This window comes from Alcaligenes sp. CHO6, from assembly GCF_037120595.1.
Lineage (GTDB): Bacteria > Pseudomonadota > Gammaproteobacteria > Burkholderiales > Burkholderiaceae_B > Alcaligenes > Alcaligenes ammonioxydans.
Map to the genome: position 1 here is coordinate 1 of NZ_JBANCI010000005.1, position 26,356 is coordinate 26,356.

The 26,356-nt window shown below is 57.5% G+C and carries 23 protein-coding genes and 1 tRNA gene; 9 read left to right on the plus strand and 15 right to left on the minus strand.

Annotation, left to right across the window (positions count from 1 at the left end; genetic code table 11):
- Positions 1 to 802 (minus strand): alpha/beta fold hydrolase (locus tag V6936_RS15285; RefSeq protein ID WP_336580057.1); only part of this gene is annotated, 802 nt, incomplete at its 3' end.
- Positions 803 to 804: 2 nt separating this feature from the next.
- The gene (locus V6936_RS15290) at positions 805 to 1,776 is read right to left on the minus strand and encodes an amidohydrolase family protein (RefSeq protein ID WP_059318290.1); all 972 of its coding nucleotides are present in this window, start codon (positions 1,774 to 1,776) and stop codon (positions 805 to 807) included.
- Between the two features lie 291 nt (positions 1,777 to 2,067).
- Here V6936_RS15290 and V6936_RS15295 point away from each other — a divergent pair, with 291 nt between their 5' ends.
- Together V6936_RS15295 and V6936_RS15300 are read left to right on the plus strand one after the other, a co-directional pair.
- Positions 2,068 to 2,628, plus strand: a complete 561-nt coding sequence (locus V6936_RS15295; protein WP_003805514.1) for a MarR family winged helix-turn-helix transcriptional regulator — start codon at positions 2,068 to 2,070, stop codon at positions 2,626 to 2,628.
- 509 nt (positions 2,629 to 3,137) lie between these two features.
- A complete protein-coding gene (locus V6936_RS15300) occupies positions 3,138 to 4,451 on the plus strand; it encodes a short-chain fatty acid transporter (RefSeq protein WP_240209216.1) in 1,314 nt (437 codons plus the stop codon).
- A 246-nt stretch (positions 4,452 to 4,697) separates the two neighbouring features.
- Here the strand turns inward: V6936_RS15300 and V6936_RS15305 are convergent.
- The 6 genes from V6936_RS15305 to V6936_RS15330 all read right to left on the minus strand — a co-directional run bounded on the left by V6936_RS15305 (position 4,698) and on the right by V6936_RS15330 (position 11,102).
- Positions 4,698 to 4,772, minus strand: a tRNA-Val gene (locus V6936_RS15305).
- Between the two features lie 92 nt (positions 4,773 to 4,864).
- A complete protein-coding gene (gene dnaQ, locus V6936_RS15310) occupies positions 4,865 to 5,590 on the minus strand; it encodes a DNA polymerase III subunit epsilon (protein ID WP_003805518.1) in 726 nt (241 codons plus the stop codon).
- 77 nt (positions 5,591 to 5,667) lie between these two features.
- A complete protein-coding gene (locus tag V6936_RS15315; protein WP_003805520.1) occupies positions 5,668 to 8,745 on the minus strand; it encodes an efflux RND transporter permease subunit in 3,078 nt (1,025 codons plus the stop codon).
- A 9-nt stretch (positions 8,746 to 8,754) separates the two neighbouring features.
- Positions 8,755 to 9,801 carry an efflux RND transporter periplasmic adaptor subunit gene (locus V6936_RS15320; protein ID WP_003805523.1) on the minus strand — a complete coding sequence of 349 codons (1,047 nt, stop codon included), beginning with the start codon at positions 9,799 to 9,801 and terminating at the stop codon, positions 8,755 to 8,757.
- 99 nt (positions 9,802 to 9,900) lie between these two features.
- Complete coding sequence (gene rnhA, locus V6936_RS15325; RefSeq protein ID WP_003805526.1) at positions 9,901 to 10,344, minus strand: ribonuclease HI; 444 nt, start codon at positions 10,342 to 10,344, stop codon at positions 9,901 to 9,903.
- Positions 10,341 to 11,102: a class I SAM-dependent methyltransferase gene (locus V6936_RS15330; protein WP_003805527.1), complete on the minus strand. Its 762-nt coding sequence runs from the start codon at positions 11,100 to 11,102 to the stop codon at positions 10,341 to 10,343. Before V6936_RS15330 ends, rnhA begins: the two co-directional genes overlap by 4 nt.
- A 23-nt stretch (positions 11,103 to 11,125) precedes the next feature.
- Here V6936_RS15330 and gloB point away from each other — a divergent pair, with 23 nt between their 5' ends.
- From gloB to fabI, 3 genes are read left to right on the plus strand one after another with little or no spacing between them, the layout of a single operon-like run.
- Entirely contained in the window at positions 11,126 to 11,935 is an 810-nt protein-coding gene (gene gloB / locus V6936_RS15335; RefSeq protein ID WP_426345855.1) for a hydroxyacylglutathione hydrolase, read from the plus strand.
- Between the two features lie 10 nt (positions 11,936 to 11,945).
- Positions 11,946 to 13,355: a transglycosylase SLT domain-containing protein gene (locus tag V6936_RS15340; protein ID WP_039944112.1), complete on the plus strand. Its 1,410-nt coding sequence runs from the start codon at positions 11,946 to 11,948 to the stop codon at positions 13,353 to 13,355.
- Between the two features lie 33 nt (positions 13,356 to 13,388).
- Entirely contained in the window at positions 13,389 to 14,174 is a 786-nt protein-coding gene (gene fabI / locus V6936_RS15345) for an enoyl-ACP reductase FabI (protein WP_003805533.1), read from the plus strand.
- Positions 14,175 to 14,414: 240 nt separating this feature from the next.
- Here the strand turns inward: fabI and V6936_RS15350 are convergent, their stop codons facing one another.
- Both V6936_RS15350 and V6936_RS15355 read right to left on the minus strand, forming a co-directional pair.
- On the minus strand, positions 14,415 to 15,755 hold the full coding sequence (locus V6936_RS15350; RefSeq protein ID WP_059318288.1) for a sigma-54-dependent transcriptional regulator: 1,341 nt from the start codon (positions 15,753 to 15,755) through the stop codon (positions 14,415 to 14,417).
- A gap of 2 nt (positions 15,756 to 15,757) precedes the next feature.
- A complete protein-coding gene (locus V6936_RS15355) occupies positions 15,758 to 17,614 on the minus strand; it encodes a sensor histidine kinase (RefSeq protein WP_230406201.1) in 1,857 nt (618 codons plus the stop codon).
- 268 nt (positions 17,615 to 17,882) lie between these two features.
- Between V6936_RS15355 and V6936_RS15360 the strand changes: the two genes are divergently transcribed.
- A complete protein-coding gene (locus tag V6936_RS15360; RefSeq protein ID WP_003805539.1) occupies positions 17,883 to 19,274 on the plus strand; it encodes a dicarboxylate/amino acid:cation symporter in 1,392 nt (463 codons plus the stop codon).
- Between the two features lie 224 nt (positions 19,275 to 19,498).
- Here V6936_RS15360 and V6936_RS15365 read toward each other — a convergent pair whose 3' ends face one another.
- Together V6936_RS15365 and trhO are read right to left on the minus strand one after the other, a co-directional pair.
- Positions 19,499 to 20,182, minus strand: coding sequence for a glutathione S-transferase (locus V6936_RS15365; protein ID WP_003805540.1), 684 nt, complete (start codon positions 20,180 to 20,182; stop codon positions 19,499 to 19,501).
- A gap of 147 nt (positions 20,183 to 20,329) precedes the next feature.
- Positions 20,330 to 21,337 (minus strand): oxygen-dependent tRNA uridine(34) hydroxylase TrhO, encoded by a 1,008-nt coding sequence (trhO, locus tag V6936_RS15370; RefSeq protein ID WP_003805543.1) that lies wholly within the window; start codon positions 21,335 to 21,337, stop codon positions 20,330 to 20,332.
- 212 nt (positions 21,338 to 21,549) lie between these two features.
- Between trhO and V6936_RS15375 the strand changes: the two genes are divergently transcribed.
- Complete coding sequence (locus tag V6936_RS15375; protein ID WP_059318286.1) at positions 21,550 to 22,644, plus strand: metal-dependent hydrolase; 1,095 nt, start codon at positions 21,550 to 21,552, stop codon at positions 22,642 to 22,644.
- A 178-nt stretch (positions 22,645 to 22,822) separates the two neighbouring features.
- Here V6936_RS15375 and V6936_RS15380 read toward each other — a convergent pair whose 3' ends face one another.
- Together V6936_RS15380 and V6936_RS15385 are read right to left on the minus strand one after the other, a co-directional pair.
- Positions 22,823 to 23,206: a DUF4168 domain-containing protein gene (locus V6936_RS15380; protein WP_003805547.1), complete on the minus strand. Its 384-nt coding sequence runs from the start codon at positions 23,204 to 23,206 to the stop codon at positions 22,823 to 22,825.
- Positions 23,207 to 23,322: 116 nt separating this feature from the next.
- Positions 23,323 to 23,742 carry a DUF411 domain-containing protein gene (locus V6936_RS15385; RefSeq protein ID WP_131070888.1) on the minus strand — a complete coding sequence of 140 codons (420 nt, stop codon included), beginning with the start codon at positions 23,740 to 23,742 and terminating at the stop codon, positions 23,323 to 23,325.
- 116 nt (positions 23,743 to 23,858) lie between these two features.
- Between V6936_RS15385 and V6936_RS15390 the strand changes: the two genes are divergently transcribed.
- On the plus strand, positions 23,859 to 24,335 hold the full coding sequence (locus tag V6936_RS15390; protein WP_131070889.1) for a YbaK/EbsC family protein: 477 nt from the start codon (positions 23,859 to 23,861) through the stop codon (positions 24,333 to 24,335).
- A gap of 284 nt (positions 24,336 to 24,619) precedes the next feature.
- Entirely contained in the window at positions 24,620 to 25,726 is a 1,107-nt protein-coding gene (locus V6936_RS15395; RefSeq protein WP_336580059.1) for a sigma-54 interaction domain-containing protein, read from the plus strand.
- Positions 25,727 to 25,756: 30 nt separating this feature from the next.
- On the opposite strand, the gene V6936_RS15400 is transcribed toward V6936_RS15395, so the two are convergent.
- Positions 25,757 to 26,293 carry a DUF4142 domain-containing protein gene (locus V6936_RS15400; RefSeq protein WP_003801751.1) on the minus strand — a complete coding sequence of 179 codons (537 nt, stop codon included), beginning with the start codon at positions 26,291 to 26,293 and terminating at the stop codon, positions 25,757 to 25,759.
- Positions 26,294 to 26,356 lie beyond the last annotated feature (63 nt).

Sequence of the window (26,356 nt, forward strand, 5' to 3'; positions counted from 1 at the left end):
AATCACCGAAGGCTTCGTAAAAGCCTGCTTCGTTATCCCAAGGGATCATGTGACCGGCATTGGGCACGCGTACGTGCTGAACGCCCGGGGCCAACTGCTCAATCTCGGCTACATCTTCATCACGCACCACGTCTCCACGCTCGGCCGTCATCAACAAGGCGGGCACCGTCAAATGCGGGAAGTCCACGTGGATATCGTCGGTGTGGAAACCTTCAAAGCTGGCCAGAATCGCCGGCTCGTGGCAGGTGTGCAGCCACTGGGCGCGCAATTGCAATTGTTCTTCCGTCCAGGTCGGGCAAAAGGCACGCATGTCTTCTGCGGTACACCCTTTGCGGGCCATCGCCATGGAATCCACGTACCAGGGCAGCTTGGCCGGGTAGGCCCGACGACCAGGGCCGGAGACGGGCGGGTCCACCATCACCAGACGGTTCAAACCTTCGCTGTTCTTGTGCGCGGCACGCAAGCCTATGCGCGCGCCCATCGAATGACCGACCACGATGTAGTCCTTCAGGCCCAGTGCCTGGGCCAAGGCAATCAGGTCATCGGCCTGCGCATCCAGGCTGTAGTCCATGCCTTCGGCCGCTTCGCTCAAACCACGGCCACGCACGTCCTGAATATAGGTGTCAAAGTGCTGGCCGAACTGCTCGCCCACAAAACCCCAGGTCACCGCCGGGCTGGTAATGCCGGGAACAATGATGACCGCAGGACGCTGATCGCGACCGTCGGCCCACCCACCGTAGCGCAAATAGTGCTGACGAATGCCATTGGCGTGAACATGGCCGCCATACAAAAATGTGCTCATCCTTAGCTCCGGTCCAGCTTGAACAGACGAGCCGCGTTGCCGTAACACACCAGCTCGCGGGTCTTGTCATCCATCGGCGCTGACTCGATGAAATCGGCAGCCAGCTCGGTGGATTCATATGGGTAGTCCACGGAGAACAACACGGCCTCGGCGCCCATTTCACCAATCGCGCCCATCAGGGTCGGGGCGGAACAGACACCAGAAGTGGTGATCAGAATATTGCTGCCGATGTACTCGGACGGCTTGCGCTTCAGGGTGACACCGTGTGGGTAGACCGCAAAACGGCTGTCGTAGCGCCAGCGCTGAAATGGCAGGCCTTCGCCCATATGCCCCAGCACCAGCTTCACTTCCGGGCAGCGGTCAAACACACCACCGAACAACATGCGCAATGCGTGGGTACCGGTCTCTACCCCCCACCCCCAGGTTGCGCCCATCAGCTCCGGGTGGCCGGAATAAGCGTGTGGCATTTCATAGGCATCAAAGGGATGCAGGTAGAAGGGCACATCCAGCTTCTGCACGGTTTCCCAAAACGCGTCATATTCGCGGCTGTCGTAATACACGCCATGGGTGTGACCGTTGACCAGGGCCCCTTTCAGACCCAAATCCTGCACGGCACGCGTCAACTCCTGCGCGGCGGCTGCCGGGTCCTGCATGGGCAAAGTGGCAAAACCACCCAGACGATCGGGGTGGTGTGCAATTTGCTGTGCCAGGAAATCATTATTCTGACGAGCGCGCGCGATTGCCACTGACACGTCTTTTTCCACCTGCACGCCAGGACCGGTCTGGGACAGCACGACATACTCGATGCCAGCGCGGTCCATCACTTCCAGACGCTGCGCGTCAAAGTCCTGCAAACGGGCCATCAATTCGCGCGCGTCGGCACTGTCGATATGTTTGACAAAGGCCTTGGAATAATCCTCAAAGCCCACGGCGTTGAAGTGCTCCTCCAGTGCTATTTTTTTAATACGTTTCACCGTAAATATTCCCTAAATTATTGATTTACATAAGGTCAATCGTTTGACCCCCCAACAATATCTATCAGTATGCTGATTATTATTGTTTTCAGCAAGTCGGGAAATCACATATACTTTGGGGCGTGGACAGCGCCTGTAGAAATGACTACAAATCAGAAATCAGGGCTTTTGTTCACCTTAGCGTAGCCCTGCTTTCCTTGTAGACGCCGACCTTGCAGCCGTACCCTTTGCAGGTCGTCCCGCTTTCAGTGTGCTGCCTTTCTGGGCAACAGGCTGAAGGCCACTCAATCGATGACTGACTTATCCATGAAGAATCACGCCGAGCTAAAGCAAGAAGAACGACTGGAAGCCGACGAGGCCGAAATCCTGGGTCCAGTGGAAGAAGAAAATGCCGAGCTGTATCGACGCAAACTGTGGTCCCGGCCCGGTTTTCTGGTTCGCCGTCTTAACCAGATTCACTACGCCATGTTCTACGAGGAGTGCAAAAGCGACCTCACGCCTGTCCAGCACGGAGTCCTGTCGGTGTTGATGGGCTCCCCCTGGCTGGATCAGACCACGATTGGTTACGAGCTAGGCCTGGATCGCACTACCTCCGCCGATGTCATCCGCAGGCTGGAAGAAAAAGGCTTGCTGGGGCGACGCATCAACCCCGAGGACCGCCGTTCCCGCCAAACGTACATCACCGAAGCCGGTCTGGCGGCCATGAAGGAAATCAGTAGCGGCATGAACCGGGCACAAGAGCGACTGCTGGACCCACTGACCGCCAAACAGCGTCAGACGTTTATGACCATGCTGACGCGCGTGGTGGAGCACAACAATCAGTATGGTCGTGCTGCGCTGAAGAACATGTGAGAAGTTCGGGGGGCCCCAGGCCCCTCGCGCATATCAAACCGGTAATTCAACCGTGTGCGCTGGCAGTCGGAGACTGGCTCCAACTGCCGCCACGATCTCATGCACAACAAAAAAGCCTGCGGCAGCAAGAAGTCTGGGCGCTTGTCTCATCCCATTTCTCTATGGGTTGCGCCCGAGAGAAAGCCCAATGGCAACACCACACATTTCATGGCAAAAAAAAACGGGCCCCAGGGGCCCGTAAACAGAACCCATCATCGAGCGATGAGTGACGGTTCTTTCGAAAACACCGTTATATAGTAAAGCACATAGCGTAAGAGAACAAGGGTCCAGAACATGAGGGTGCAGGTTTTCCCGTCTTCACAATGAGCGACATCTCGCCAACAATACGGCCGTACTGAGCATTCTTATCGGAATGCTGTCAGCAAGATGCCCGACCAACAGGCATCCATACACTCTCAAAACATCTGGACCCGCGCAAATACTGGCGCAAGTCCACAGGAGCACACTCTATGTTTAAAGCCATGACGCGCGGTTCGGTCCGCCTGGTTGAACGCTATCTTCCCGATCCGTATATTTTCGTCATCCTGCTCACCTTGATTGCCGGCATTGCCGCCATGGCTTTCGAGCAACGCTCTCCGATGGAGATCATCCAGTACTGGGGCAACGGTTTTTGGGGACTGTTGACCTTTGCCATGCAAATGCTGCTGGTTTTGCTGACTGGACACATGCTGGCCAGCACACCCTTGGTGAAAAGCTGGTTGCGGGGACTTGCCTCTCTGGCCCGCTCTGCCGGCTCGGCCATTATTCTGGTCACCCTGGTTTCGCTGGCCGCCAGCTGGATCAACTGGGGTTTCGGCCTAGTCGTCGGCGCCTTGTTTGCCAAGGAGCTGGCGCGTCAGGTTCGCGTTGATTACCGTCTGCTGGTTGCCAGTGCGTACTCGGGTTTTCTGGTCTGGCACGGCGGCCTGGCCGGTTCCGTACCGCTGACCATTGCCACCTCGGGACATTTCTCCGAAGACAAAATTGGCATTATCAGTACATCAGACACTATCTTTGCCTTCTTCAACCTGGCGATCGTGATCGCCTTGTTCATTCTGGTCCCGCTCGTCAATCGCCTGATGCTGCCCAGCGACAAGGAAAGCATTTATGTAGACCCAAACCTGCTGGAAGATGCGCCCGATGATGTCAAACAAACCACGGACCGTCCCGCAGATCGACTGGAAAACAGTCGCCTGATCTCAATCGTGATTGGTGTGGCGGGCCTGGCGTACCTGTTTGATTACTACGTGCTGCGTGGGGCCACTCTGAACCTGAACGTGATCAATTTCACCTTTCTGATTCTGGCCATCCTGCTGCACGGTACCCCTCGACGTCTACTCAAAAGTCTGGACGAGGCCATTCGTGGCGGTGCCGGTATTGTGATCCAGTTCCCCTTTTACGCCGGCATCATGGCAATCATGATTGATTCCGGTCTGGCGGCCAGCTTGTCCGAATGGATGGTGTCCTTTGCAACCGCCACCACCCTGCCCTTCTGGACCTTCATGAGCGCCGGTCTGGTCAATATTTTTGTACCTTCGGGCGGTGGACAGTGGGCGGTACAAAGCCCGGTTGTAATTGCTGCCACCCAGGCCTTGGACGCCGATATGGCGCGTACTGCCATGGCCGTTGCCTGGGGCGATTCCTGGACTAACATGCTGCAACCCTTCTGGGCTCTGCCAGTGCTGGCAATTGCGGGCCTGAAAGCCAAAGACATCATGGGCTTTTGCCTGATTCAACTGATTGTCTCGGGCATCGTGATCTCGATCGGTCTGACCTGGCTGTAACGCCAGGCAGTCTGCCTTGATCTAACATCAAGGCCTGACTGAACAAAAAACGCCCAGTGATGCGTCACTGGGCGTTTTTGTTTTCAAGCACGGGCCAGCACTGCTCACCTCAACCATCGGCTGTTGGCAACCGACGACCTGAACTCAGCCCACCTCAGCGGACACAGGCCGGACAAGGACGCAGGCACGCCGCCGCAATAAGGGCAATGTTCGATAGCAAAGGGGGGAAATAAAGAAAAGCGAAGATGGTGGGCGGTACAAGGTTCGAACTTGTGACTTCCACCGTGTGAAGGTGGCACTCTACCACTGAGTTAACCGCCCGTAGCTTGCAAGAGCTGCAAACTGCGAAGAAAAAGACTATAGCATGGCCTTGCCTGATTAACAAGGTTTGGCCTGCTATTTTTCCTGAATAATTATTCGGTAACTGGCTGGAGCATCTCGCGCCACATGGGTGGCTTTTTGTTCTGCTTTTCCAGCAGGTCCATGTATTTTTCATGCTCGGCCTGATCGGCTGGCGAAGCGCGCAGCACTTTCAACACGCTGGGATCAAACTTGCCCAGGCTCAAATCGCTGCCCTGTCCTCCTTGCCCATCGGACTCGTCAAAGTCCATCAACAAGGCATCCTGACCCCGCGTCATGGCCAGCCAGACATCGGCCAGCAATTCCGAGTCCAGCAAAGCGCCGTGCAAGGTGCGGTGAGAGTTGGAAATACCGTAGCGCTCGCACAAGGCATCCAGGGAGTTACGCTTGCCGGGGTGCATTTCCCGGGCCACCAGCAAGGAGTCGGTGATGCTGGCGCAATACTCCGAGAAAGGCCCTTTACCGACTCGTTCCAGTTCGGCATCCAGAAAGCGCGTGTCGAACGAGGCATTATGAATAATGACCTCTGCATCCTGCACAAAATCCAGCACTTGGTCGACCACATCCTTGAAACGTGGATGCCCGGCCAAAAACTCGGTGGTCAAACCATGAATGGCCAGCGCTTCGGGATCGGAGTCCCGATCCGGGTTCAGATACAGGTGCAAATGGCGGCCAGTCAATTTGCGGTTGAACAGCTCCACCCCACCCACTTCAACGATACGGTGTCCTTCACGCGGCTCCAGACCGGTGGTTTCAGTATCCAGAATAATTTGACGCATTCACTTTTCCTACAATAGTCGATCACGGCATAAAGCCTTGGCTGGACAGACGCCCCGTAGCCGCCCCGACCCTCAGTTTAGAGAGAGGCCTGGGGCTTATCAATCAGCTCAAGCTGCTCGTCCTGCCCCGCTTTGCGCCCTGCTATCAGCGTATAGGCAACAGGCACCACAAACAGGGTTAACACGGTACCCAACGTCAAACCGCCGACCAGCACCCAGCCGATCTGCTGACGCGATTCAGCCCCCGCTCCGGTGGCATAGGCCAGGGGCAACACCCCCAGCACCATCGCGCCGGTCGTCATCAGGATGGGACGCAGCCGCATCTCGCAGGCCCGCACTACGGCATTGTACAAACTGGCTCCGGCCTCGCGCTGCTGGGTGGCAAATTCCACGATCAAAATGCCATGCTTGGTAATCAGGCCCACCAGAGTAATCAAGCCAATCTGACTATAAATGGACAAGGTTCCGCCTGAGAGCCACAGAGCCAGCAAAGCGCCTGTCATGGACAGAGGCACGGACAGCATGATGATGAGCGGATTGCGCCAGCTTTCGAACTGGGCAGCCAGCACCAGGTAAATGAAGGCCAGCGCCATCAGAAACACCAGATAGATACTGCCCGAGGAGTCCCGGAACTCACGCGATTGTCCGTCCAGATCGGTCTGCACGGTTTCGGGCAGCGTCTTGCGCGCCACCTCATTCATGTGTTCGAGCACCTCTCCCAAGGCATAGCCAGGAGCCACCGAGGCCTCCACAATCACGGCACGCAAACGATTGAAGTGGTTCAGCGATTGAGGGGACACGCTTTCGCGAACTTTCAGGAAATTGGATGCCTGAACCATGCCGCCGTCCTTGGTGCGAACATAAATATCCAGGATATTCTGCGGGCTGGAGCGAGCCTGTTTATCTACCTGCACGATCACATCGTACTGTTCACCATCACTCTTGTAACGGGTCACCTGACGCCCGCCCAGCATGGACTCTAGGGTGCGGCCCACGACCTCTACCGAAACGCCCGTATCGGCCAGCTTGTCGCGATCCACATCAATGCGGATTTCAGGCGTGTTCAGGCGTAAGTCCGTATCCACATTCAACAGTCCCGGATAATCCTTCAGCTCCGCCAGAAAGCCGTCCACAATTCGAGCCAGCTCCGGATAGGGAGCCTGACTCATGATGACAAACTCCACGGGTTTGGAAGTGGCCCGCTGCCCCAGGGAAGGCGGGTTGGTGGGAAAGGCCCGTGCGCCGGGGATGGCCGAGAAATGCGGCTGCAGTTCACGCGCGATCGACTGCTGAGTGCGCGAGCGCTCCTGCCAGGGTTTCAGACGCAAGATGGCAAACGAGTCTGTCACGGTGGGAAAACCAATAATGGACTGATAGCCCTCGGTTTCCGGGATGTCGCGATACAAGGCTTCGACTCGCTCCACATTGTGCAAGGTGTAGTCCAATGTAGCGCCTTCGGGCGAACTCACAATGCCGAAGATCACGCCACGATCCTCAACCGGGGCCAGTTCGCTTTTAATAACCGTAAACAGCAAGGCACTGCTGGCCGCTACGGCAACGCCGATCAGCAAAACCAGCCAGCGCCAGCGCAGGGCCCGGATCAAGGCCCGGCGGTAAGTTCGCGTGAGCCAGACCAGAAAGTTCTCGATCCCCTGACTGACACGGCCTACTTTTGCCCCCTGAGGGCGCAACATACGCGAGCACATCATGGGGGTCAGAGTCAGGGCCACAAAGCCCGATACCAGCACGGCAGCCGCCAGCGTCAGGGCAAACTCAATGAACAGCCGTCCCGTGCGTCCAGTGGCAAATGCCAGCGGCGCATACACCGCCACCAGGGTCAGCGTCATGGCAATCACGGCAAAAGCAATCTCACGCACACCTAAAAAAGCAGCCTGCATGGCAGTTTTGCCTTCTTCGATATGCCGATACACGTTTTCCAACACCACAATTGCATCGTCCACCACCAGACCAATGGCCAGCACCATCGCCAGCAAGGTCAGGGTATTGATGGAAAAACCCAGCATGTACATGATGGCAAACGCCCCGATCAAGGAGATCGGAATTGTCACGATGGGAATGAGGCTGGCGCGGAAACTGCGCAGAAAGAACACAATCACCAGCACCACCAGCAAGATGGCCTCGGCAATCGTGGTGTACACCGAATCAATGGATTCCTGAATAAAGATGGAGCTGTCGTAAGCCACGGTCAGCTTCATATTGCCCGGCAGACTTTCATTGATGCGCTCAACTTCCGCGCGCACCGACTTGGACAGATCCAGCGGGTTGGCCGTGGACTGCTTGGTCACGCCAATATTCAAACTGTTTTGTCCATTGAAACGGGCCAGCACCCGTTCTTCGGCAGGCCCGATCCGCACCTCGGCAATATCGGAGATACGTACCGGGTAGCCGGCCGCCTGACTGATGATGATGTCGCGAAACTCCTCGGGCGTTTCCAGGTCGGTCGATGACACCACCGAAAATTCGCGCGCATCCGACTCGATGCGTCCTGCCGGGATCAGCACGTTCTGTTTGCGCAGCGCATCTTCCACGTCCTGTACCGTCAACTGATAGGCCGCCAGGCGGGTTCGGTCCAGATCGATACGCATGGCAGGCAGCCGCTCGCCAAACACCCGGACTTCGGCCGCACCGGGCAGAACGGACAAACGCGTCTTGATATACCGGTTGATGTAGTCCGAGGCCTCCAGCATGCTGTAGTTGCCCGTGTCGACCCCCACATAAATAATGGGAGTGGAGTCGGCCTCCACCTTGTTGATGATGGGCTCGTCCACTTCGTCAGGCAGAAAGCGTCGAGCGCGCGAGACCTTGTCGCGCACATCGGCCGCAGCCGCATCCGGGGCCCGGTCCAGATTGAACTTGATATTGATCAGGCTGCGCTCGGAGCGGCTACGCGAGGTCATCACATTGACGCCCTCAATCCCCGACAGTTGATCTTCCAGCGGCTTGGTCACCTGAGATTCAATTACCTCCGGCGACGCGCCCTTGTAATTGGTGATGACAGACACCACGGGCTCATCAATGGCAGGGTACTCGCGTACCGTCAGACGTTCATAAGCAATGAAACCGACCAGCACGATCACCAAGGACAGCACCGTGGCAAATACCGGACGGCGGATACATAAATCGGAAAGCACCATGATCCTGTCCTATTGCTGCGGCTGTGCTTGCACGTCAATCACTTCCTGAATGTCGACGGGCACACCATCACGCACCTTTTGCAGCCCCGCCACCAACACGCTGTCTCCCGCTTGCAGATTGCCCGTCACCTGTACCCAGCCTTGCTCTCGCACGCCCACCTGCACCTGACGACGCTCTGCCCGACCATCGTTGACCACGTAGACGTACTGGTCCTGACCAGCAGGCGCCAATGCCGTTTCCGGCACCATCAAGGCCTGATAACGCGACAGTTCCAGCCGGACCCGACTGAACAGGCCGGGGCGCAAGGCGCCGTCCTCGTTGGGTACCTGCGCCCGCAGCAGAATCGAACGGCCGGCGGCATCCACCACCGGGCTGACTGCCAGTACCGAGCCTTTGCGGGTCTGGCCTGGAAAAGCGTCAAAACCCAGTTCAACGGGCATGCCCGGTTTCACATCGGCCAGATATTGTTCGGGAATGCGAAAGTCCACGTTCAGACTGGAGATCGCCTCCAGTCGCACCAGATCGGTGCCCGGCCCCACGTAATCGCCCACAGACACGTTGCGCAAACCCGTGACTCCATCGAAAGGGGCACGGATACGGGTCTTGTCCAACTGTACCCGTGCCAGTTGCACTTCGGCCTGCTGCACGGCCAGGCGACTGCCTGACTCATCTTTGGCCTGCTGGCTGATAAAGCCTTGACGGCTCAGTTGGGCAGAGCGCTGATGCTGACTACTGGCCAGATTCAAATTGGCCTGAGCCTGATTCAATTGTGCCTGCGCCATGGCTGGGTCCAGTTGAACCAGCAGTTGCCCCTTGCTGACGGGCTGGCCTTCCTCAAAACTGATGGCTGAAATGCGACCGCTAATCTCGGGGCGCAGCATGACCGATTCCCTGGCCACCAAGGTCCCTACCGCGGCTACATCACGAATCAATTCGCTTTGTCGCACAGGCAGCACTTCTACTCGCGTGGCTCCGGACTGCGCCCAGCCTGGCGTACTGCTCAGGAACAGCGCAAAAAACAAGGGAAAAATCGTGAGGCGCAGCGTGGAAATCATGGGCGGCTTATCCTGACCGGTCAGGCCGGCACAGCAGTCTGACAAAATATGACGAGTGGCTAATAGTACTATCTGCAGGCCGGGAATCTGCGCACGATCTTATAACTGCCTGGCGATTTCCACCCCTTCATTGGCCAGCTGATCTGCCCGTTCATTACCGGGATCGCCTGCGTGACCGCGCACCCACAGCCAGGTCAGCTCATGCTTGGCTGCCTGCTGTTCCAGCTCCTGCCACAAATCGGCATTTTTGACAGGCTTCTTATCTGCCGTGCGCCAGCCACGGGCCTTCCAGCCCGGCAACCATTCGTTCATGCCTTTTTGCACATACTGCGAATCCGTATGCACCCGCACCTGGCAAGGACGTTTCAGGGCTTTCAAGGCCTCGATCACGGCCATCAGTTCCATACGGTTATTGGTGGTATTGGCCTCGCCACCACAGATCGCTTTCTCGCGCCCACCGTGGCGCAGCAAAGCCCCCCAGCCACCCAAACCCGGGTTGCCCTTGCAGGCCCCGTCTGTCCAGATCTCAACAACATCACTCATGTCTTGCTTATTCCTTCATCGGCAGCGCGTCCGGCAACCACCATAGGCCGACGCACACGTCGACGATTTTTCTTCCATTTGGGGCCGACCAGGCGCAGGGCGGGTGTGCGCTTGACGGCACCCACCATGTAAACCGCCCCGGCAAAGCTCCACCAGCGTGCACCGCTGCGCTCCATCCAGCCCCAGCGATCCAGCCAGGCCTGCTGACGGCACAAGGGGGCATAACAACCCATCTGCGCGCTTTGCACATCAAAGGACAGGAGTTTCAACCAATCGCGCAAGCGCCAAGGAAAGATGACATCGCCAGGCAGGGTGGGCGTACCCCGATCCAGACCCGGTATCCAGTCATGAACTCCCCAGAGGCTGACGGGATTGAAGCCTGTCAGGATAATGCGCCCCTCAGGCACCAGCACACGCTCGGCCTCGCGCAACACCTGATGTGGATCACTGGCGCTTTCCAGCGTATGGGGCAAAATCAGCAGATCGATGCTTTGCGTATCGAAAGGCAGATGTTCAGGTTGGGCATAAACCAGATTTTTCTGATCGGCAGGCAAGACGCCGGCCTGAGCGGTACACACCTTGAAACAGACCCGACTTTGCGCCAGGAGGTCCCAATGCGGCAATCCGATTTGTATGGCATGATACCCGAAGGTGTTGACCACCTCCGCATCAATCGCGGCTTGTTCCCAGGCCCGCACATATCGCCCCGGTACGGTTTCCAACCACTGGGCAAATTGATCATTCAAAGTCTGCTCCACTGGCGCTTTCCCCCTCTACCATGATGAATGCATTTACCTGGCCTGTGCCAAGCGATGTTCGCCTGATTCCACTTCCTGCTCTAAATGACAACTATATATGGGCTTTGGCTCGAGCCGGTCACGCTCTGGTTGTGGACCCCGGCCAGGCCGCCCCGGTATTGGAATGGCTGGCGCGCGAATCCTTACAACTGGATGCCATTTTACTGACACACCACCATGGTGACCATGTTGGCGGTGTCAAGGATATCCTGGCAAAGCATCCTGCACGCGTATGGGGCCCGGCCCACGAGCGTCTGCCCGTCTGTGACGTGCGTGTGGGACAGTCCGACAAAGTCGATTTGCCCACCCTGGAACTGACGCTGGAGGTGCTGGATATCCCCGGTCACACTGCCGGACACGTTGCGTACTTTGGTAAAAATGAGGTAAAACAGCCCTTTGTTTTCTGTGGTGATACCTTGTTTGCCGCCGGTTGCGGACGTCTTTTTGAAGGCACCCCGGCTCAAATGATGGACTCCTTGGGCAAGTTGGCGACACTGCCTGCGGACACCCTGATCTGCTGTGCGCACGAATACACCTTATCCAATTTACGCTGGGCTTTGCAGGTAGAGCCAGACAGTCCCCACCTGCATGAACGTTGGGAACAGGATAAGCTCAAGCGTCAGCAGAACTTGCCCACGGTGCCCTCCACCCTGAAAACAGAATTGGCTACCAATCCGTTTCTGCGTTGCGAGACGACTGCTGTTATCAAGGCTGCCGAGCAGTATGCCGCCCGGCCTCTGAATAATCCTGTCGAGGTATTTGCCAGCCTGCGCGACTGGAAAAACAATTTCTGAAGATTCCGCAATGAACCTAATGAGACTTTTTGCGCTGCTATGCGCTTTCGTGCTGGCAGGTTGCGCCACAGGCCCCAAGGTCAGCCCCCAAAAAGCCGCCAAAACCTCCACCAGCATTGCCGCCGATACGTCTCGCACGATTGATCTGACCCACCCCCCAAAAGATGCCTGGGACCGTATGCGCCGGGGCTTTGCCATCCCCAATCTGCATACCGACCTGGTCGATTACTGGACCAATTATTACGCCTCCCACCCCGAGTCCATCCGCACCATGAGCCAGCGCGCCTCGCGCTACCTTTATCACATCATGGACGAACTCGATGCCCGGGGTCTGCCCTCGGAACTGGCGCTGCTGCCTTTTGTGGAAAGCGCCTATAACCCGGTCGCCTATTCGCGCTCTCATGCTTCGGGTCTGTGGCAGTTCATTCCCAGCACCGGCACGCAATACAAGCTGGAGCAAAACTGGTGGGTAGACCAGCGCCGTGACCCGGTCGAGTCCACCCGTGCTGCCCTGGATTATCTGTCGTATCTGTACGAGTTTCAGGGTGACTGGTATCTGGCACTGGCCTCCTACAACTGGGGCGAAGGGTCAGTACGACGCGCCATGGAACGCAACGAACAAGCCAACCTGGACGTTGATTACTTATCACTGAAAATGCCGGACGAAACGCGCAATTACGTCCCCAAGCTGCAGGCCATCAAAAATATTGTGGCCAACCCCGAGCGCTACGGCATCACCTTGCCTCCCGTGAGCAATACGCCCTATTTCACTGCGGTGCGCAAGAACAAGGACATTGACGTCGCCCTGGCGGCCGAACTGGCCGAGATTTCCGTGGACGAGTTCAAGGCATTGAATGCTGCCCACAATCGCCCCACCATTCCGGCCGAACGCGGCACCTTGCTGTTGCCCGCCAACAAAGTAGACATCTTCAAAGCCAATCTGGCAGCCTACCAAGGCAAGCTCAGCAACTGGAAAGCCTACCAGGCCAAACGCGGCGAAAGCTATTTGTCCATCGCCCAGCGACACGGCATTACCCTGTCGCAACTGCGTTCCATTAACGGCTTGAGCAGCAAACGCAGCAAAGCGGTCGCCCAGACACTGCTGGTCCCCAGCACGACCTTGGGTGAAGGCAGTCTGCAGTTGGCCTCCCTGACCAATACACCGGCCGCTCCTGTTGCCCAGAGTGCCCGCCAGGCGCGCGCGCAAACGGCCAGCGTCAACCGCAAGAGCGACACGGTTGTGTTGCGCCGCGGAGCCAATGTCCGTACCCACACAGTCCGCCAGGGCGATACACTCTACGCTTTGGCCAAACGGTACGACACCTCGGTGGCTGAACTGCGACGCCTGAACAATCTCAAAGGCAACTCTCTTTCCAGGGGCACACGTTTGCGTGTTCCCGGTTCCAATATTCGTGGCTAAGTCCACCCACTAATTACATAAAGGATTTTCAGCATGGGTTTCCTGCAAGGAAAACGCATCCTGGTCACAGGCGTTCTCTCGAACCGCTCCATTGCTTACGGGATTGCGCAAGCATGTCGCCAACAAGGTGCTGATATTGCCCTGACCTATGTGGGCGAGCGGTTTAAAGAACGCGTTGAAGGCTTCGCCCAGGAACTGGGCACGGATATCGTCTTGCCCTGTGACGTGTCTGAAGACGCGCAGATTGAACAAGCCATGGCCTCGCTGGGCGAGCGCTGGGACGGTCTGGACGGCCTGGTTCACTCCATCGGCTTTGCTCCTCGTGAAGCCATTGCCGGCAATTTTCTGGATGGTCTGTCGCGTGAGTCGTTCCGCGTGGCTCACGACATTTCCGCCTATAGCTTCCCGGCGCTGGCAAAAGCCGCCCTGCCCTTGCTCAAGGGTCGCAAGAGTTCGGTACTGACGCTGACCTATCTGGGCGCCGAGAAGGCCATCCCCAACTACAACACAATGGGCGTGGCCAAAGCCGCTTTGGAAGCGTCCGTGCGCTACCTGGCCGTCGCTCTGGGCGAGTACGGCATTCGTGCCAATGCCATCTCGGCCGGTCCCATCAAGACCCTGGCTGCCAGCGGCATCAAGGACTTCTCCACCATCCTGAAGTTCGTCGAAACCCACGCCCCCCTGCAGCGCAACGTTACCATCGAAGAAGTGGGCAATGTGGCCTCCTTCCTGATGTCCGAACTGGCCAGCGGCATCACGGGCGAAATCACGCACGTTGACGCCGGCTTTAACTGCATCGTTCCCGGCATGCAGGAGTAAGGTTTCACCGCCTGGCAGTACGATAAAAAAATAGCGGCCTTGGCCGCTATTTTTATGTGACTGCGCCGCTAAGGAACCCTGCGGCTGCGCGGGACAAGTCGGCCCGCACACGCTCTTTGCCCCCTTGCTACGGCAAAGCTTCCCCGATCAATAAACACAATAAAACCACGGCGGCCTGCAGCATCGACCACGTCAGCCTGCACCTCTGTCAAAGACAAGCCTTTGCCACCACCGGAAGAATCAGCTCTGTGGCAGGCCCTCTTCCACAAAATCGCTGCGTGAAATACCGTGACGCTGCAGCTTGTCATAAAAGGTTTTGCGCGGGATGCGCAGATCCTGCAGTGTCGCTTTGATATCACCCCGATGACGTGCCAGGGCCTGCCGGATCTGCTGCGCCTCGAATTGTTCCATGCGGGCGGGCAGACTTAACTCCTCTCCCACCCCCTCCCTGGCGAGCACAGGCTGCACGCCCAACACCTCACGCTGTGCAAAATGCGCCAGTTCGCGCACATTTCCCGGCCAGTGATGGGACTGCATATAAGCCAGGCTGTGTGCATCGGGAATCTTTTGCGCCATGCCGTATTTTTTGGCGGCGAGCGCAGCGAAATGCGCGAACAGCATGGGAATATCTTCTTTGCGCTCTCGGAGCGGCGGCAGGCGCAAGGTCACCACATTTAAGCGATAGTACAAATCCGCCCGGAAGTTCGCACGTTGTCCGGGATCGGACAAATCCACCTTGCTGGCGGCCACTACCCGAATATCGACCGGGTGCTCTTCATTGGTGCCCAAAGGCGTCACGCAACGGGTTTCCAGCACGCGCAGCAAGCGTACCTGCGCAATCATGGGCATGCTTTCAATCTCATCCAGAAACAGAGTGCCCTGATGAGCATGCTCCACACTGCCTACCCGTCTGCGCTGAGCACCGGTAAAAGCGCCCGCCTCATGACCAAACAACTCGCTTTCAATAATGGTTTCGGGCAAGGCTCCGCAATTGAGCGCCACAAACCGATGCTGAGCTCGAGCGCTCCAGCGATGCAGCAGCATGGCCACAACCTCTTTGCCCGTTCCCGTCTCCCCCTCCACCAGCACATCCACATCGGACTGGGCCAGGTGGCGCAGCGTAGCGCGCAGATTGATCATCACCTCCGAATTGCCCAGAAGCGCCGGGCCCTGACCATCCTCGTCCAGCTCCTCGCGCAAGGCCCGGTTCTGCAAGACCAGACTGCGTTGCATGGCGGCATGGCGAATCACTGTCAACAATCGTTCTGCCTGGTAAGGTTTGCTCAGGAAATCAAACGCACCGTCGCGCATGGCTTGTACGGCCATATCAATGTCGCCATGGCCGGTAATCAGAACGACAGGCTGATCCGGGTCGCGGGCATGCAAGGCGCGCATCAGCGCCAGACCATCCATCCCGGGCATCCGGATATCGGTTACCACCACCCCAGGATAATCCGTGGGCAAGCGACTCAACGCCTCCTGAGCACTGGCAAAAGCCATTACCTTCAAGCCTGCCAGCTCCAGACTTTGCACAACGGCAGCACGCAGATCGGCATCATCATCAACAAACGCGACTTCCATTTTCAACCCTCTCCCTGGTCCTGCTTGCTGTCAGCATTCCGCAGCACAATGTGAAACGTGGCCCCGCCCAAACGCGACGGCCCTTCTTCCAGACGGCCACCGAGGGCCGCCACAATATCGTGCGAGATCACCAGGCCCAATCCCAGTCCTTGGTGCCGGCTGGAACTAAAGGGGGTGAACAGGCGCTGGCGAATTTCCGCACTTAGGCCTGGCCCGTTGTCGGACACCACGATGCGCACATGTCGCGTCTCGTTCATCACCTCGATACGAATACGTCCCTGAGAACGCCCCTCAAGAGCATCGAGCGCATTACGCAACAAATTCACCAGCACCTGCTCCAGGCGGACCGGCAAGGCCCATACCTGTACGGGCTCGCTCATGCCCTCCTGCTCCAGCGCCACCGCTTGCGCCCGCGCCCGATGTTCCAGCAACTGCCAGGCGCTCTCGACTGCTGACCGCACCAGCACGGGCCCTTCCTGCTCCTGCGGCTTGCGAGCGTAATGACAAAGCTGGGATGTGATGCTGCCAATACGCTGGGTCAGCGCCTGGATGCGACTCAGGTTCTGGCGAGCGGTCTCAGTCTGCCCCTGCTCCAGCAGGCGCAAGGTGTTATCAGCGTAGACTTCAATGGCGGCCACCGGCTGATTGATTTCGTGGGCCACTCCTGCCGTCACCTGCCCCAGAAACGACAATTTTTCGGCCTGCTCCAACTGCTCTCGCAAATCGCGCGCACGCGAGCGGGCCTCCTGCAAGGCCTGCATCTCCTGCTCCAGGCGACGACGCGCCACCTGCAACTGAGCGGTGCGCGACTCCACGGCCTCCTCCAGAGCGTCGCGCAACAAGGCCTGACGCGCCTGGGTTTCACGGCGCTGCTGACTGCGCTGCAAGCCCAGGGCAGCCAGCACCAGAGCCGCACACAACAAGCCCATAACGGTCAGACGGGACTGAAAGGCCTGCGTCCGCAAGGCGGCGTCCATGGGTGCCATCGCATGTAGCGTCCAGTCGCTGCCCATCACCGCTTGCTGTACATGCAAGAACCGCTCCTGCCCCAAGGTCCAGAACGAGGCCCGGTTTCCAGAGTTCGACATGCGCAGCCCCACCGGCTCCAGAGCTTCGCTGCCAAACTGCCGGCTGGCTCGCAGCTGGGCCAGTTGTTCGGGCGCGGCCTGATCCAGACTGTGCAAACGCCAGTCCGGCTCACCACTGAGCAAGATCACGCCATTCGGATCGCTGACAAACATGCGGTCGCCATAGCCTTCCCACTCTTTTTCCAGCAGATCAAACACCAGCTTGATCACCACCACGCCGACGGCCTTGCCGTCCTGCCCCTGCACCATTCGGGAAATATACAGCCCGGCCTTGCCGCTGGAGGTTCCCAAAGCAAAGTATTCAGCGTGCCCCTGCTCCAGGGCTTTGGTGAAATAAGGGCGAAAGCCATAGTGATTGCCCACAAAGCTGTCGGGCGCCTGCCAATTGCTCGAGACCAGCGTCTGCGAATGAATATCCAGCAAATACAGCACCGGTGCGCCGGTGTCCTCGGCCAACTGCTCGAACTTGCGGTTCAGTGCCTGGGCATCGCCATAGGCGGGGTTGCCCATGAGGTACTGACGCAAGGCCTCGTCCTGCGCCAGGGCAAATGACAATGTGCGGAATTTGTCACGGATGGTCTGAATCCAGCCCGCATTGCCACGCATCAGGGAGTCGAGCCGCTGTTCGCTTTGTGTGAGCAAACGGGCCGTGCCCAAATCAGCCGAGCGCCAGAAAGCGAACAGGCCCAGCACCACGGCCACGCTCAGCAAAAACAGCCATTCGAGCCTGAAGCGCCGCCGCAATCCCGAAGAAACCGGAATGGAATTCATAAAATCCGTGCGAAATTTCGCCAAAAAATCATAATCGTTGTGCGGATTTTCGCACACATAAACAGAAAGCGGGGAAGTCTCCTGCCCGCAAGCCGCTTATTTGCTGACTTCCTGTTTACGAACAGATTGGCACGGATGTTGCTTTAGCTAAGAGCTTATGGGCCGGAACACGGATTCCGGCGAGCGTAAACCGCCTGCCCACACACAATTCCAAGCAGGTCACCAGCTGACTGCCAGGTCGGCTACATCAAGTCACGGAGACGACATCATGATGGATATAAGCACAGGAGAGCATCCGGTACCGCAGATTGTCAAAATCAAGTGGTATCGAATTTTGTACGTTCAGGTCATCATCGCCATCACCATCGGGATATTGCTGGGTCATTTTTATCCGTCCTTGGGCGAGAGCATGAAGCCCTTGGGCGACGCATTCATCAAGCTGGTCAAGATGATTATTGCACCGGTTATTTTCCTGACGGTCGCCACCGGCATTGCCGCCATGACGGACCTTCAAAAGGTGGGACGGGTGGTCGGCAAGGCCATGATTTACTTTCTGACCTTCTCCACCCTGGCCCTGATTGTGGGCATGGTGGTGAGCAATATCGTGCAACCGGGCCACGGAATGCACATTGACCCGGCCTCGCTGGACTCCAGCGCCATCAAAGGCTACGTCCAGCAGGCCCATGACAGCACCCTGACGGGCTTTTTGATGAACATCATCCCGGCCACCCTCATCAGCCCTTTTACGGGGGGTGACATTTTGCAGGTGCTGTTCGTGGCCGTGCTCTTTGGCATCGCTCTGGCCGCCGTGGGCGACCACGGCAAGCCAGTGCTCAAGTTCCTTCAGGCTTTGATGGCACCGGTCTTCAAGCTGGTCGCCATCTTGATGAAGGCCGCCCCTGTGGGCGCTTTCGGCGCCATTGCCTTTACCATCGGCAAATATGGGATTGAGTCGGTCTCCAGTCTGGCGCTGCTGGTGGTGACCTTCTACGTGACATCCGTGCTTTTTGTACTGGTCATTCTGGGGGCCGTAGCCCGCTACAACGGATTTTCCATCACCAAGCTGATCCGCTACATCCGCGAAGAACTGCTGCTCGTACTGGGCACCAGTTCCTCCGAAGCGGCTCTGCCCACTCTGATGCAGAAAATGGAACGGGCCGGGTGTGCCAAGTCGGTCGTGGGCCTGGTGGTGCCTACCGGCTATTCCTTCAATCTGGATGGGACCAATATCTACATGACCATGGCTGCCCTGTTCATTGCCCAGGCCTGCGATATTCCCCTGAGCTTGCAAGAGCAGGTGCTACTCTTGCTGGTCGCCATGCTCAGTTCCAAAGGAGCGGCTGGCGTGACCGGCGCCGGTTTCATTACACTGGCGGCCACCTTGTCCGTGGTGCCCGCGGTGCCTATTGCCGGCATGACTCTGATCCTGGGTATTGACCGCTTTATGTCCGAGTGCCGCGCCCTGACTAATCTGGTGGGCAATGCCGTAGCCACCATTGTGGTCGCCCGCTGGGAAGGAGAGCTAAATACCGATCAGCTCAACAGCGCCATGAATGGGGAACTGCCCCCCCTCGATACCAGCGTCACCCTCCATCAACGAGGTGGCCAGGAGATTCCAGCTCAAGAAAGCAGCGAACCTCGCGCCAGCGTTGCGGTCTGATTCCGCCCGCAGCGACAAGAAAGGCCGGTTTTCCCTTGAAAACCGGCATTTTTTACTGGCCCATGCCGGAGTGGTCGCAGTTGCCTCGCCGTGCGGGTCGCTTTGCTTTTCACTCGTCATTAAGCCTCGAAACCCACGCAGAAGAGCCCGGCGAGGTGTTAAGACACGCAGTCATCAAGTACAAGGCCGCAGGGACTGCTAAACAGAGTGAGTCAGTCAGGCAGTCAGCCTGCCGGAAAAAGCACCATTTCGCTGTCCGGCGTCCAAGCGGGATACTTGCCCATGATGCTCGCAAACAAAGTGCTGGATTGAAAATTCACGAGCCAGCTCGACAAGGCTGCCCACGGCTGGGCGTCGAACCAAGCTCGATCCACCTGAGCGAATTGCCGCACAAAAGGGGCAATGGCCAGATCAGCCAGACAAGGCGTCTTACCCACCAGATAGCCCTCTTGCTCGATACGGGCATTAAGGCCCATCAGTATTTCACTGGCTTGCGCCCGATGCAGGGCCGAGAAACGCGTCGCCTCCGTGAACTGCTCATCATCCGTATGACGATCCGGGTACTTATAACAGTCCAGATGCTTCTTGAACGGGCCGTCGTTGGCAGCAATCAAGGCCTCCATCTGCTCGTGCAGACCCTGTCCGGGCTGTAAATAATGGCAGGGATCGTGAATCGCCAAGGCCCAGCGCATGATATCCAGGCTTTCATCAATCACCCTGCCATCAGGCAGGACCAGCACAGGCACGGTTGCTTTGGGAGAGGCCAGACGCAGGGCGTCCGGTTTGTCGCGCAGCACGACCTCGCGCAACTGGCAAGACACGCCGCTGGCCGCAATCGCCAGCCGTGCGCGCATGGCGTAGGGGCAGCGGCGAAAAGAATACAAAATGGGTAAATCAGATAAGGACATGCTCGATACCGATGGAAAGCCGCGCATGAGCGCGGACTTAGCGCGATGGTGCGTGTACAAGTCGCCCTTCCAGGGAAGAAGGGCGACTTGTTAACAGCCCAAGGCCAGAATCAAGCTGATAGAGGTAACACAGCAGCCCGATACAGGCTAGAGGTCCTTGCCCTGCTGGGCCAGCAGGCGCTGCTCCTCGGCCTTGCGACGGGCGGCTTCGCGGCGCTCTGCCAATTCATCCATGCTGACGCCAATATGGCGCTCTTCGCGTTCGCGAGCCAGAGCCACCTGCTTCTGGCGCTCCCGAAACCGCTCGATCTGTTCGGGCGAGCTGTGGCCGTGACAGTAAGGGCAACTGACGCCCTCTTCAAATTGGGCTGACTGCTTTTCCTCTTCACTGATGGGCATGCGGCAGGCGCGGCAAAAATCGTAATCACCCGGCTCCAGCCCATGCCGGACCGACACACGCTCGTCAAACACAAAGCAGTCGCCATCCCACAGGCTTTCCTCTGCCGGAATTTCTTCCAGATACTTCAGAATACCACCTTGCAAGTGATAGACCTGTTCAAAACCCTGCGAGCGCATGAAAGCGGTGGATTTCTCACAGCGGATACCGCCCGTACAGAACATGGCCACACGGGGCTTGCCGTGTAAAACGCCACCTTCCTTGGACTGTTCGGCAACCCACTGCGGAAACTCCGTAAAGCTCTGGGTTTTGGGATTGATGGCCCGGCTAAACGTCCCGATGCCCACTTCGTAATCATTACGCGTGTCCACGACCACCACATCCGGATCGCTGATCAGGGCGTTCCAGTTTTCGGGGGCGACGTACTCACCCACCATCTCGGCCGTTTTCAAATCCGGCACACCCAGTGTGACGATCTCTTTCTTGAGCTTGACCTTGAGGCGATAAAACGGGGCCTTGTCGGCGTAGGACTCTTTATGGACCAGACCGGCAATGCGCGCATCCGAATTCAGGTACGCCAAGACAGCACGAACACCCTCCTCAGGTCCGGCAATCGTGCCGTTAATTCCTTCGCGTGCCAGCAACAGCGTGCCTTTGACCTGGTGCTGCTCACAAAAGGCAAACAGGGGATCACGCATCTGGGCAAAATCGGGCAATTCCACGAACTTATATAAAGCCGCGATCAGGTAGGTAGACATAGGTAAACGAATTCTCTGGATAGAAGCGATGGCGCGGCCCGCAGGCAGTAGGACAGCGCGGGCCATCGTACACTATACGCCACTGATACCCTTGGAGCCTTTGAGCCCTGTCAAAAAAAACAGGGAAGACCGGGCATTCAACTTTAAAATCATAACGCTAAAGCCGGCAGGCCGCATCAGGCCCCGGCCCTGTTTTTCTTCGTACGAGAGCTATGGATTCCGTAACACAAGCCGTTCTGGGCGCCAGCATTTGCGGCTCCCTTCTGGGGCGTCAGTATGGTCGCAAGGCGGTCCTGTCCGGTGCCATCATCGCCACCCTGCCTGATCTGGATGTCTTTATCCAATATGGCGACCCGATTACGGCCATGGTCAGCCATCGGGGGTTCTCGCACTCTTTATTTGTCCTGAGCGCGGCCACCCTGCTGGTCGCGATCCTCTGGAAACTGCTGTTTGCACAGGCGCGCGTGTCAGCAGGGCGACTAGGGCTGGCCGTCGGGCTAAGTTTGATTACCCATCCCCTGCTCGATGCCTTTACCAGTTACGGCACCCAGTTACTGTGGCCCCTGCCGGCCACTCCAGCCACCTGGTCCAGCATTTTCATTATTGACCCACTCTATACCGCCCCCCTGCTGATCGCAACACTCATTGGCTTGATACGAGGCCCTGCCGCCATCACGCCGCGAGCCTGCAACTGGGCCCTGCTATTGAGCAGTGTGTATCTGGCCGCCTCGGTGGGAGCCAAGTTCTGGGCCGAACATCAAGCCACGGCACAATTGAAAGAGCAAGGGGTCAGCATCCAACGGGTATATTCCGCCGCGCAACCCATGAACATCCTGCTTTGGCGAGTGTTGGTACGCGATGCGCAAGACCAGGAATGTGAGGTGGTGGTGGGGCTGCTCGATCACCTGCGCGCGCCCAAAGGGCACCGGTACGAATCACTCTGCCTGCCCCTGAACAGCGACTACACCCAATTGTTTCCTCCTTTGACACAATTGGAGCAACTGCGCTGGTTCTCGGATAACTGGCTGCGCTATGACGTTATTGACGACCTTCTGGTGGTCAGTGATGTCCGCATGAGCCTGGGCCCAGGCCAATACAGCTTTCGCTTTGTGGTGGCGGAACGGATTGCTCCAGACTCCTGGCTGCCCGTGATCCCCTATCGCTGGGCCGGCGGCCACAATATGGCGCTCCTTAAGCCCGTGCTGCGCCGCATCTGGGAGCCTGTACCTGCCCTGCCCCTGCAAGAGTGGGCCCAACGCATTGATGCCGGTGTCCCTATTCCACGCGCGCCGGCAGACTTTGATTAGGCACTCGCTTTGGCCAGGCGTCAGGCTGTGAGCTGAGCCGGACAGGGCATGCCTCTTGCCCGCGTAGAGGTGCGCAAAAAAACCCCCGGGCCTGGTACGGCTCAGGGGTTTAAATTTACCCACTACGGTCACTACACAATAACACCCGGCGCTCTGCCAAACCCGAGCATCAACAACCTTATTTCAGCATTCCTTCCACGCGCTGACGCAAAGCAGGGTCCTGCTGAATGGCCAGGCTGATACCGTTGTAATCGGCCAGATCCATGCCATTGGAGGTCACAACACCAACCAGACGCTGGTCGGCTTCCTGAACGATGGCCTGACGCTCTGCATCACTTTTGGCCGCATCCAGACGCGGCTGATATTCCGAAGCAGTCTGGGCGACCTTTTTATAGGTGCGCGCATACTGCTCCAGTTGAGAATCCGTAGGTTTAACAATCTGGGTAGCCGCCGGGGCTGCCGAGTTGGCCGGAGCCGCATTGCCCTGGGCCATCGCAAAAGGGCTGTACATGCCAAATGCGACTGCGGTAGCAGCGAGAAAAGCTTTAACTGAGGGCTGCATAGATGGAACCTCCTGAACAGAGTCAATGAACGGTCATCATGACAAGAGCGGCAGCAGCTTACAAGTTTCTCAATGTAGTTTCGTGTATCTGCATGCCACCCGTTTACTGACTACGATCAGTCGCGCGAGTAAGGCCGGCCCTTGAAATCGACTGTGATCAAGTTGCCATCCAGCTCACCCATTCCGGGCGAATTGGCAGGCATGCCCGGTGCGGCCAGGCCACGGATGCTGGCGTCGCTCATCATCCGTTTGACGACATGGGCCGGCACATGGCCCTCCACCCGCTGGCCAGTCTGTTCCACCACCGCAGTATGGCAAGAAGCCAGCTCGGCTGGTACGCCAAGTTGCTGCTTGACCTGCCACATGGCCTGGGTCTTGACGGATTTGACCTCGAAGCCTGCCTCGCTCATGTGCTGGGCCCAACCCTCGCAACAGCCGCAATTGGGGTCTTGGTAAACCGTCACGGCAGGCGCCTGTGCCAGGGCCAGGGAACTGAAGGCCATCAAGCCGGCCGACAACAATAAGGGTTTAATCACAATTACATTCCTGTTTTGCAGCGCCAGGGCGCTCTGGTTGACACACACATGCACTTGGCTAAGACTAGGCCCCAGCAAAAAAGTTTAACAAAACATCCTATTTCGTTCCGATCATCATGAGTCTTGATTCCGTCAAACAGTTCTTGAGCGAATACGCTGCTGATATCCAGATTATTGAAACCACAGAAAGCACGGCAACAGTCGCGCTGGCCGCGCAGGTCCATCAGGTCGAGCCCGGGCAGATCGCCAAGACACTCAGTCTGAAAGCGGGCGATAAAGTGGTTTTGCTGGTCGCCCGGGGCGACGCCCGTCTGGACAATAAGAAACTGCGCAACGTTTTTGGCACACGCGTCAAAATGCTGGATCTGGCCAACACTGAAGCCCTGACGGGCCATCCGGTGGGCGGGGTATGCCCCTTTGGTCTGGCTACGGCGCTCGATATCTACTGCGACCTGTCCTTGCAGGACTTCGATACCGTATTGCCTGCGGCCGGTTCGATCAACTCTGCTGTACGCATTACCCCCCAACGCCTGGCCGAGCTGACCCGCGCCCAGTGGATTGACGTTACGCAGGCCCCCCAGGCCAGCGTCTGATCCGGCCCGCTCATTCCTCTTTCGCCATGCACCTTGTCAACTGCTCGTGTCCAGCCATAAAACCCGGGTCCGAACCAGTAAACAGATGTGTAAGTTGAATGTGAGCATGTCCAGGCACACAAAATGAGCCTGGCTCACTTTGGCACAAGGGCGCGTCCACCGGCCCTTTGCCCAAGGGACATACTTTCCGCCCTGCCATATCTGGTAACGGACATGAACAGGATCGTGTCTAGGATGAAACATCAGCCCTGAATCCTGGCTTGACTTGTTTACAGAGGAAAACGATGCCCCACCTATTACTGCTGGAGACAGATACCGCACTTAACAGCACTTTCCTGGCACTGGCGCGGCAAATGAATTTTTCTGCCATCACCGCCCGGACACCTGATGAAGCTCTGATCCGTTACCATCAGAAAATACCGGACGCCCTGCTTTTTGGGCCCAATATCAGCGCCTTACAGGCTCAGGATCTCAGCCGTCGGGTAGGTCTGGATGCAGTGGAAAGCTACACTTTGCCAGCCTTGAGCGGCTCGGAGCGCCATGACCATGCCCAGCTTCGCACCTTGCTGGAACAGTTAAAGTCCAAGTACCGCAATGAGGCCCCCGGCCCCTGGGCGTGCCAGACGGAACAGCATTACGATTTTGGCGAGTTTGTGGGCCGCTCCGCTCCGATGGAAAAACTCTATACCCAACTGAGCAAAGTAAGCCGCACTGAACTGCCCGTCTTGCTGATTGGAGAGAGTGGAACGGGCAAGGAGCTGGCCGCACGCGCAGTTCATCGCTGCAGTTCGCGTCGCCAACAAGCTTACGTGCCCATCAACTGTTCGGCCATTTCAGAACAACTGATAGAAAGCGAGCTATTCGGCCACGAAAAAGGCAGCTTTACCGGCGCCGATCGCCATCGTCAGGGCTATTTTGAGCTGGCCGACAAAGGCACGCTGTTTCTGGACGAGATCACCGAAATGTCCATAGAAGCACAAACCAAGCTGCTGCGAGCCTTGGAAAACGGTGAATACATGAAAGTAGGCGGTGACCAGCTCATCAAACACGACGCACGAATCATTGCTGCCACCAACCGCAGCCCCATGCGGGCGATTGAAGAAAAAAAGCTGCGCGAGGACCTGTATTACCGACTGGGCGTTTTTCCCATTCTGATTCCGCCCCTTCGGGATCGGGGCGACGATGCGGTGCTGATTGCCCAACATTTCATCGAACAGATGAATGAAGAACATCAGCAAAACCGAAGTCTGAGCCTGGCCAGTGTGAAAAAGATCGAGCACTACCACTGGCCAGGCAATATCCGTCAGCTACGAAATGTTCTGCTGCGCAGCTATGTCATGAGTAATCAGGATCAGATCGACATCAATCTGGATTCGGACCCCTTGCCGTAAACGCTGCACGTGCCGCCCTGACAGCTCCACTTACTGAGCCAGGGCAGGTTTCATGGAGTCTGCCAGCACATGAGCATGCTGCAAATGCTGCCTGAGCAAAGGCAAGGCATCCTGAGCAAATCCCATCAGTTCCCTGTCTCTGCCTTTTTCAATGTAATCCTCAAACAGCTTGATCGTAGTTTCATGCGCCTTGAGTGCCACCTCATTCGCATAGTCTGCATCGAACTGCTCGCCCTTGGCTTCCTGCAGAAAAGCGAGCTTGCCCCGCTGCATCAACGTGGGCGTGGCAGGCAGTTCCACGTGACGGGCTTTGGCCAGCGCTGCCAGTTCCTGGGCAAGCTGCTCATGATCCTGAATCATCATGGTGGCAAAATCGGCCACCCGCTCATTACTGCTGCGTTGCAGGGCCAGTCGGGCAGCCTGAAGCTCAAGATGCCCCGCTTGCGCGGCGTCCTTCATAAAGCCCTTGTCTGTCGCGGCCAACCCTCTTGCATACGAGCTACGCACACACAAGCCCATCACCACGCCAGCCGCTACCGCCAAACACGCCATCTGTTTCAGTCGCATCACACACCTCCGAAGGAAAACAGGTCCGCTAAAAAGAATCTGACCTCCCATGCCCAAGCACAG

Coding starts and splice junctions, on each gene's coding strand:
- V6936_RS15320 (WP_003805523.1), bottom strand. CDS start 9,801: ATGATTTCCACGCTGCGCCTCACGATTTTTCCCTTGTTTTTTGCGCTG.
- V6936_RS15295 (WP_003805514.1), top strand. CDS start 2,068: ATGACTGACTTATCCATGAAGAATCACGCCGAGCTAAAGCAAGAAGAA.
- V6936_RS15350 (WP_059318288.1), bottom strand. CDS start 15,755: ATGGAAGTCGCGTTTGTTGATGATGATGCCGATCTGCGTGCTGCCGTT.
- V6936_RS15340 (WP_039944112.1), top strand. CDS start 11,946: ATGAACCTAATGAGACTTTTTGCGCTGCTATGCGCTTTCGTGCTGGCA.
- dnaQ (WP_003805518.1), bottom strand. CDS start 5,590: ATGCGTCAAATTATTCTGGATACTGAAACCACCGGTCTGGAGCCGCGT.
- gloB (WP_426345855.1), top strand. CDS start 11,126: ATGAATGCATTTACCTGGCCTGTGCCAAGCGATGTTCGCCTGATTCCA.
- fabI (WP_003805533.1), top strand. CDS start 13,389: ATGGGTTTCCTGCAAGGAAAACGCATCCTGGTCACAGGCGTTCTCTCG.
- V6936_RS15365 (WP_003805540.1), bottom strand. CDS start 20,182: ATGTCCTTATCTGATTTACCCATTTTGTATTCTTTTCGCCGCTGCCCC.
- V6936_RS15390 (WP_131070889.1), top strand. CDS start 23,859: ATGAGTCTTGATTCCGTCAAACAGTTCTTGAGCGAATACGCTGCTGAT.
- V6936_RS15315 (WP_003805520.1), bottom strand. CDS start 8,745: ATGGTGCTTTCCGATTTATGTATCCGCCGTCCGGTATTTGCCACGGTG.
- V6936_RS15300 (WP_240209216.1), top strand. CDS start 3,138: ATGTTTAAAGCCATGACGCGCGGTTCGGTCCGCCTGGTTGAACGCTAT.
- V6936_RS15395 (WP_336580059.1), top strand. CDS start 24,620: ATGCCCCACCTATTACTGCTGGAGACAGATACCGCACTTAACAGCACT.
- V6936_RS15355 (WP_230406201.1), bottom strand. CDS start 17,614: ATGAATTCCATTCCGGTTTCTTCGGGATTGCGGCGGCGCTTCAGGCTC.
- rnhA (WP_003805526.1), bottom strand. CDS start 10,344: ATGAGTGATGTTGTTGAGATCTGGACAGACGGGGCCTGCAAGGGCAAC.
- V6936_RS15360 (WP_003805539.1), top strand. CDS start 17,883: ATGATGGATATAAGCACAGGAGAGCATCCGGTACCGCAGATTGTCAAA.
- V6936_RS15400 (WP_003801751.1), bottom strand. CDS start 26,293: ATGCGACTGAAACAGATGGCGTGTTTGGCGGTAGCGGCTGGCGTGGTG.
- trhO (WP_003805543.1), bottom strand. CDS start 21,337: ATGTCTACCTACCTGATCGCGGCTTTATATAAGTTCGTGGAATTGCCC.
- V6936_RS15380 (WP_003805547.1), bottom strand. CDS start 23,206: ATGCAGCCCTCAGTTAAAGCTTTTCTCGCTGCTACCGCAGTCGCATTT.
- V6936_RS15375 (WP_059318286.1), top strand. CDS start 21,550: ATGGATTCCGTAACACAAGCCGTTCTGGGCGCCAGCATTTGCGGCTCC.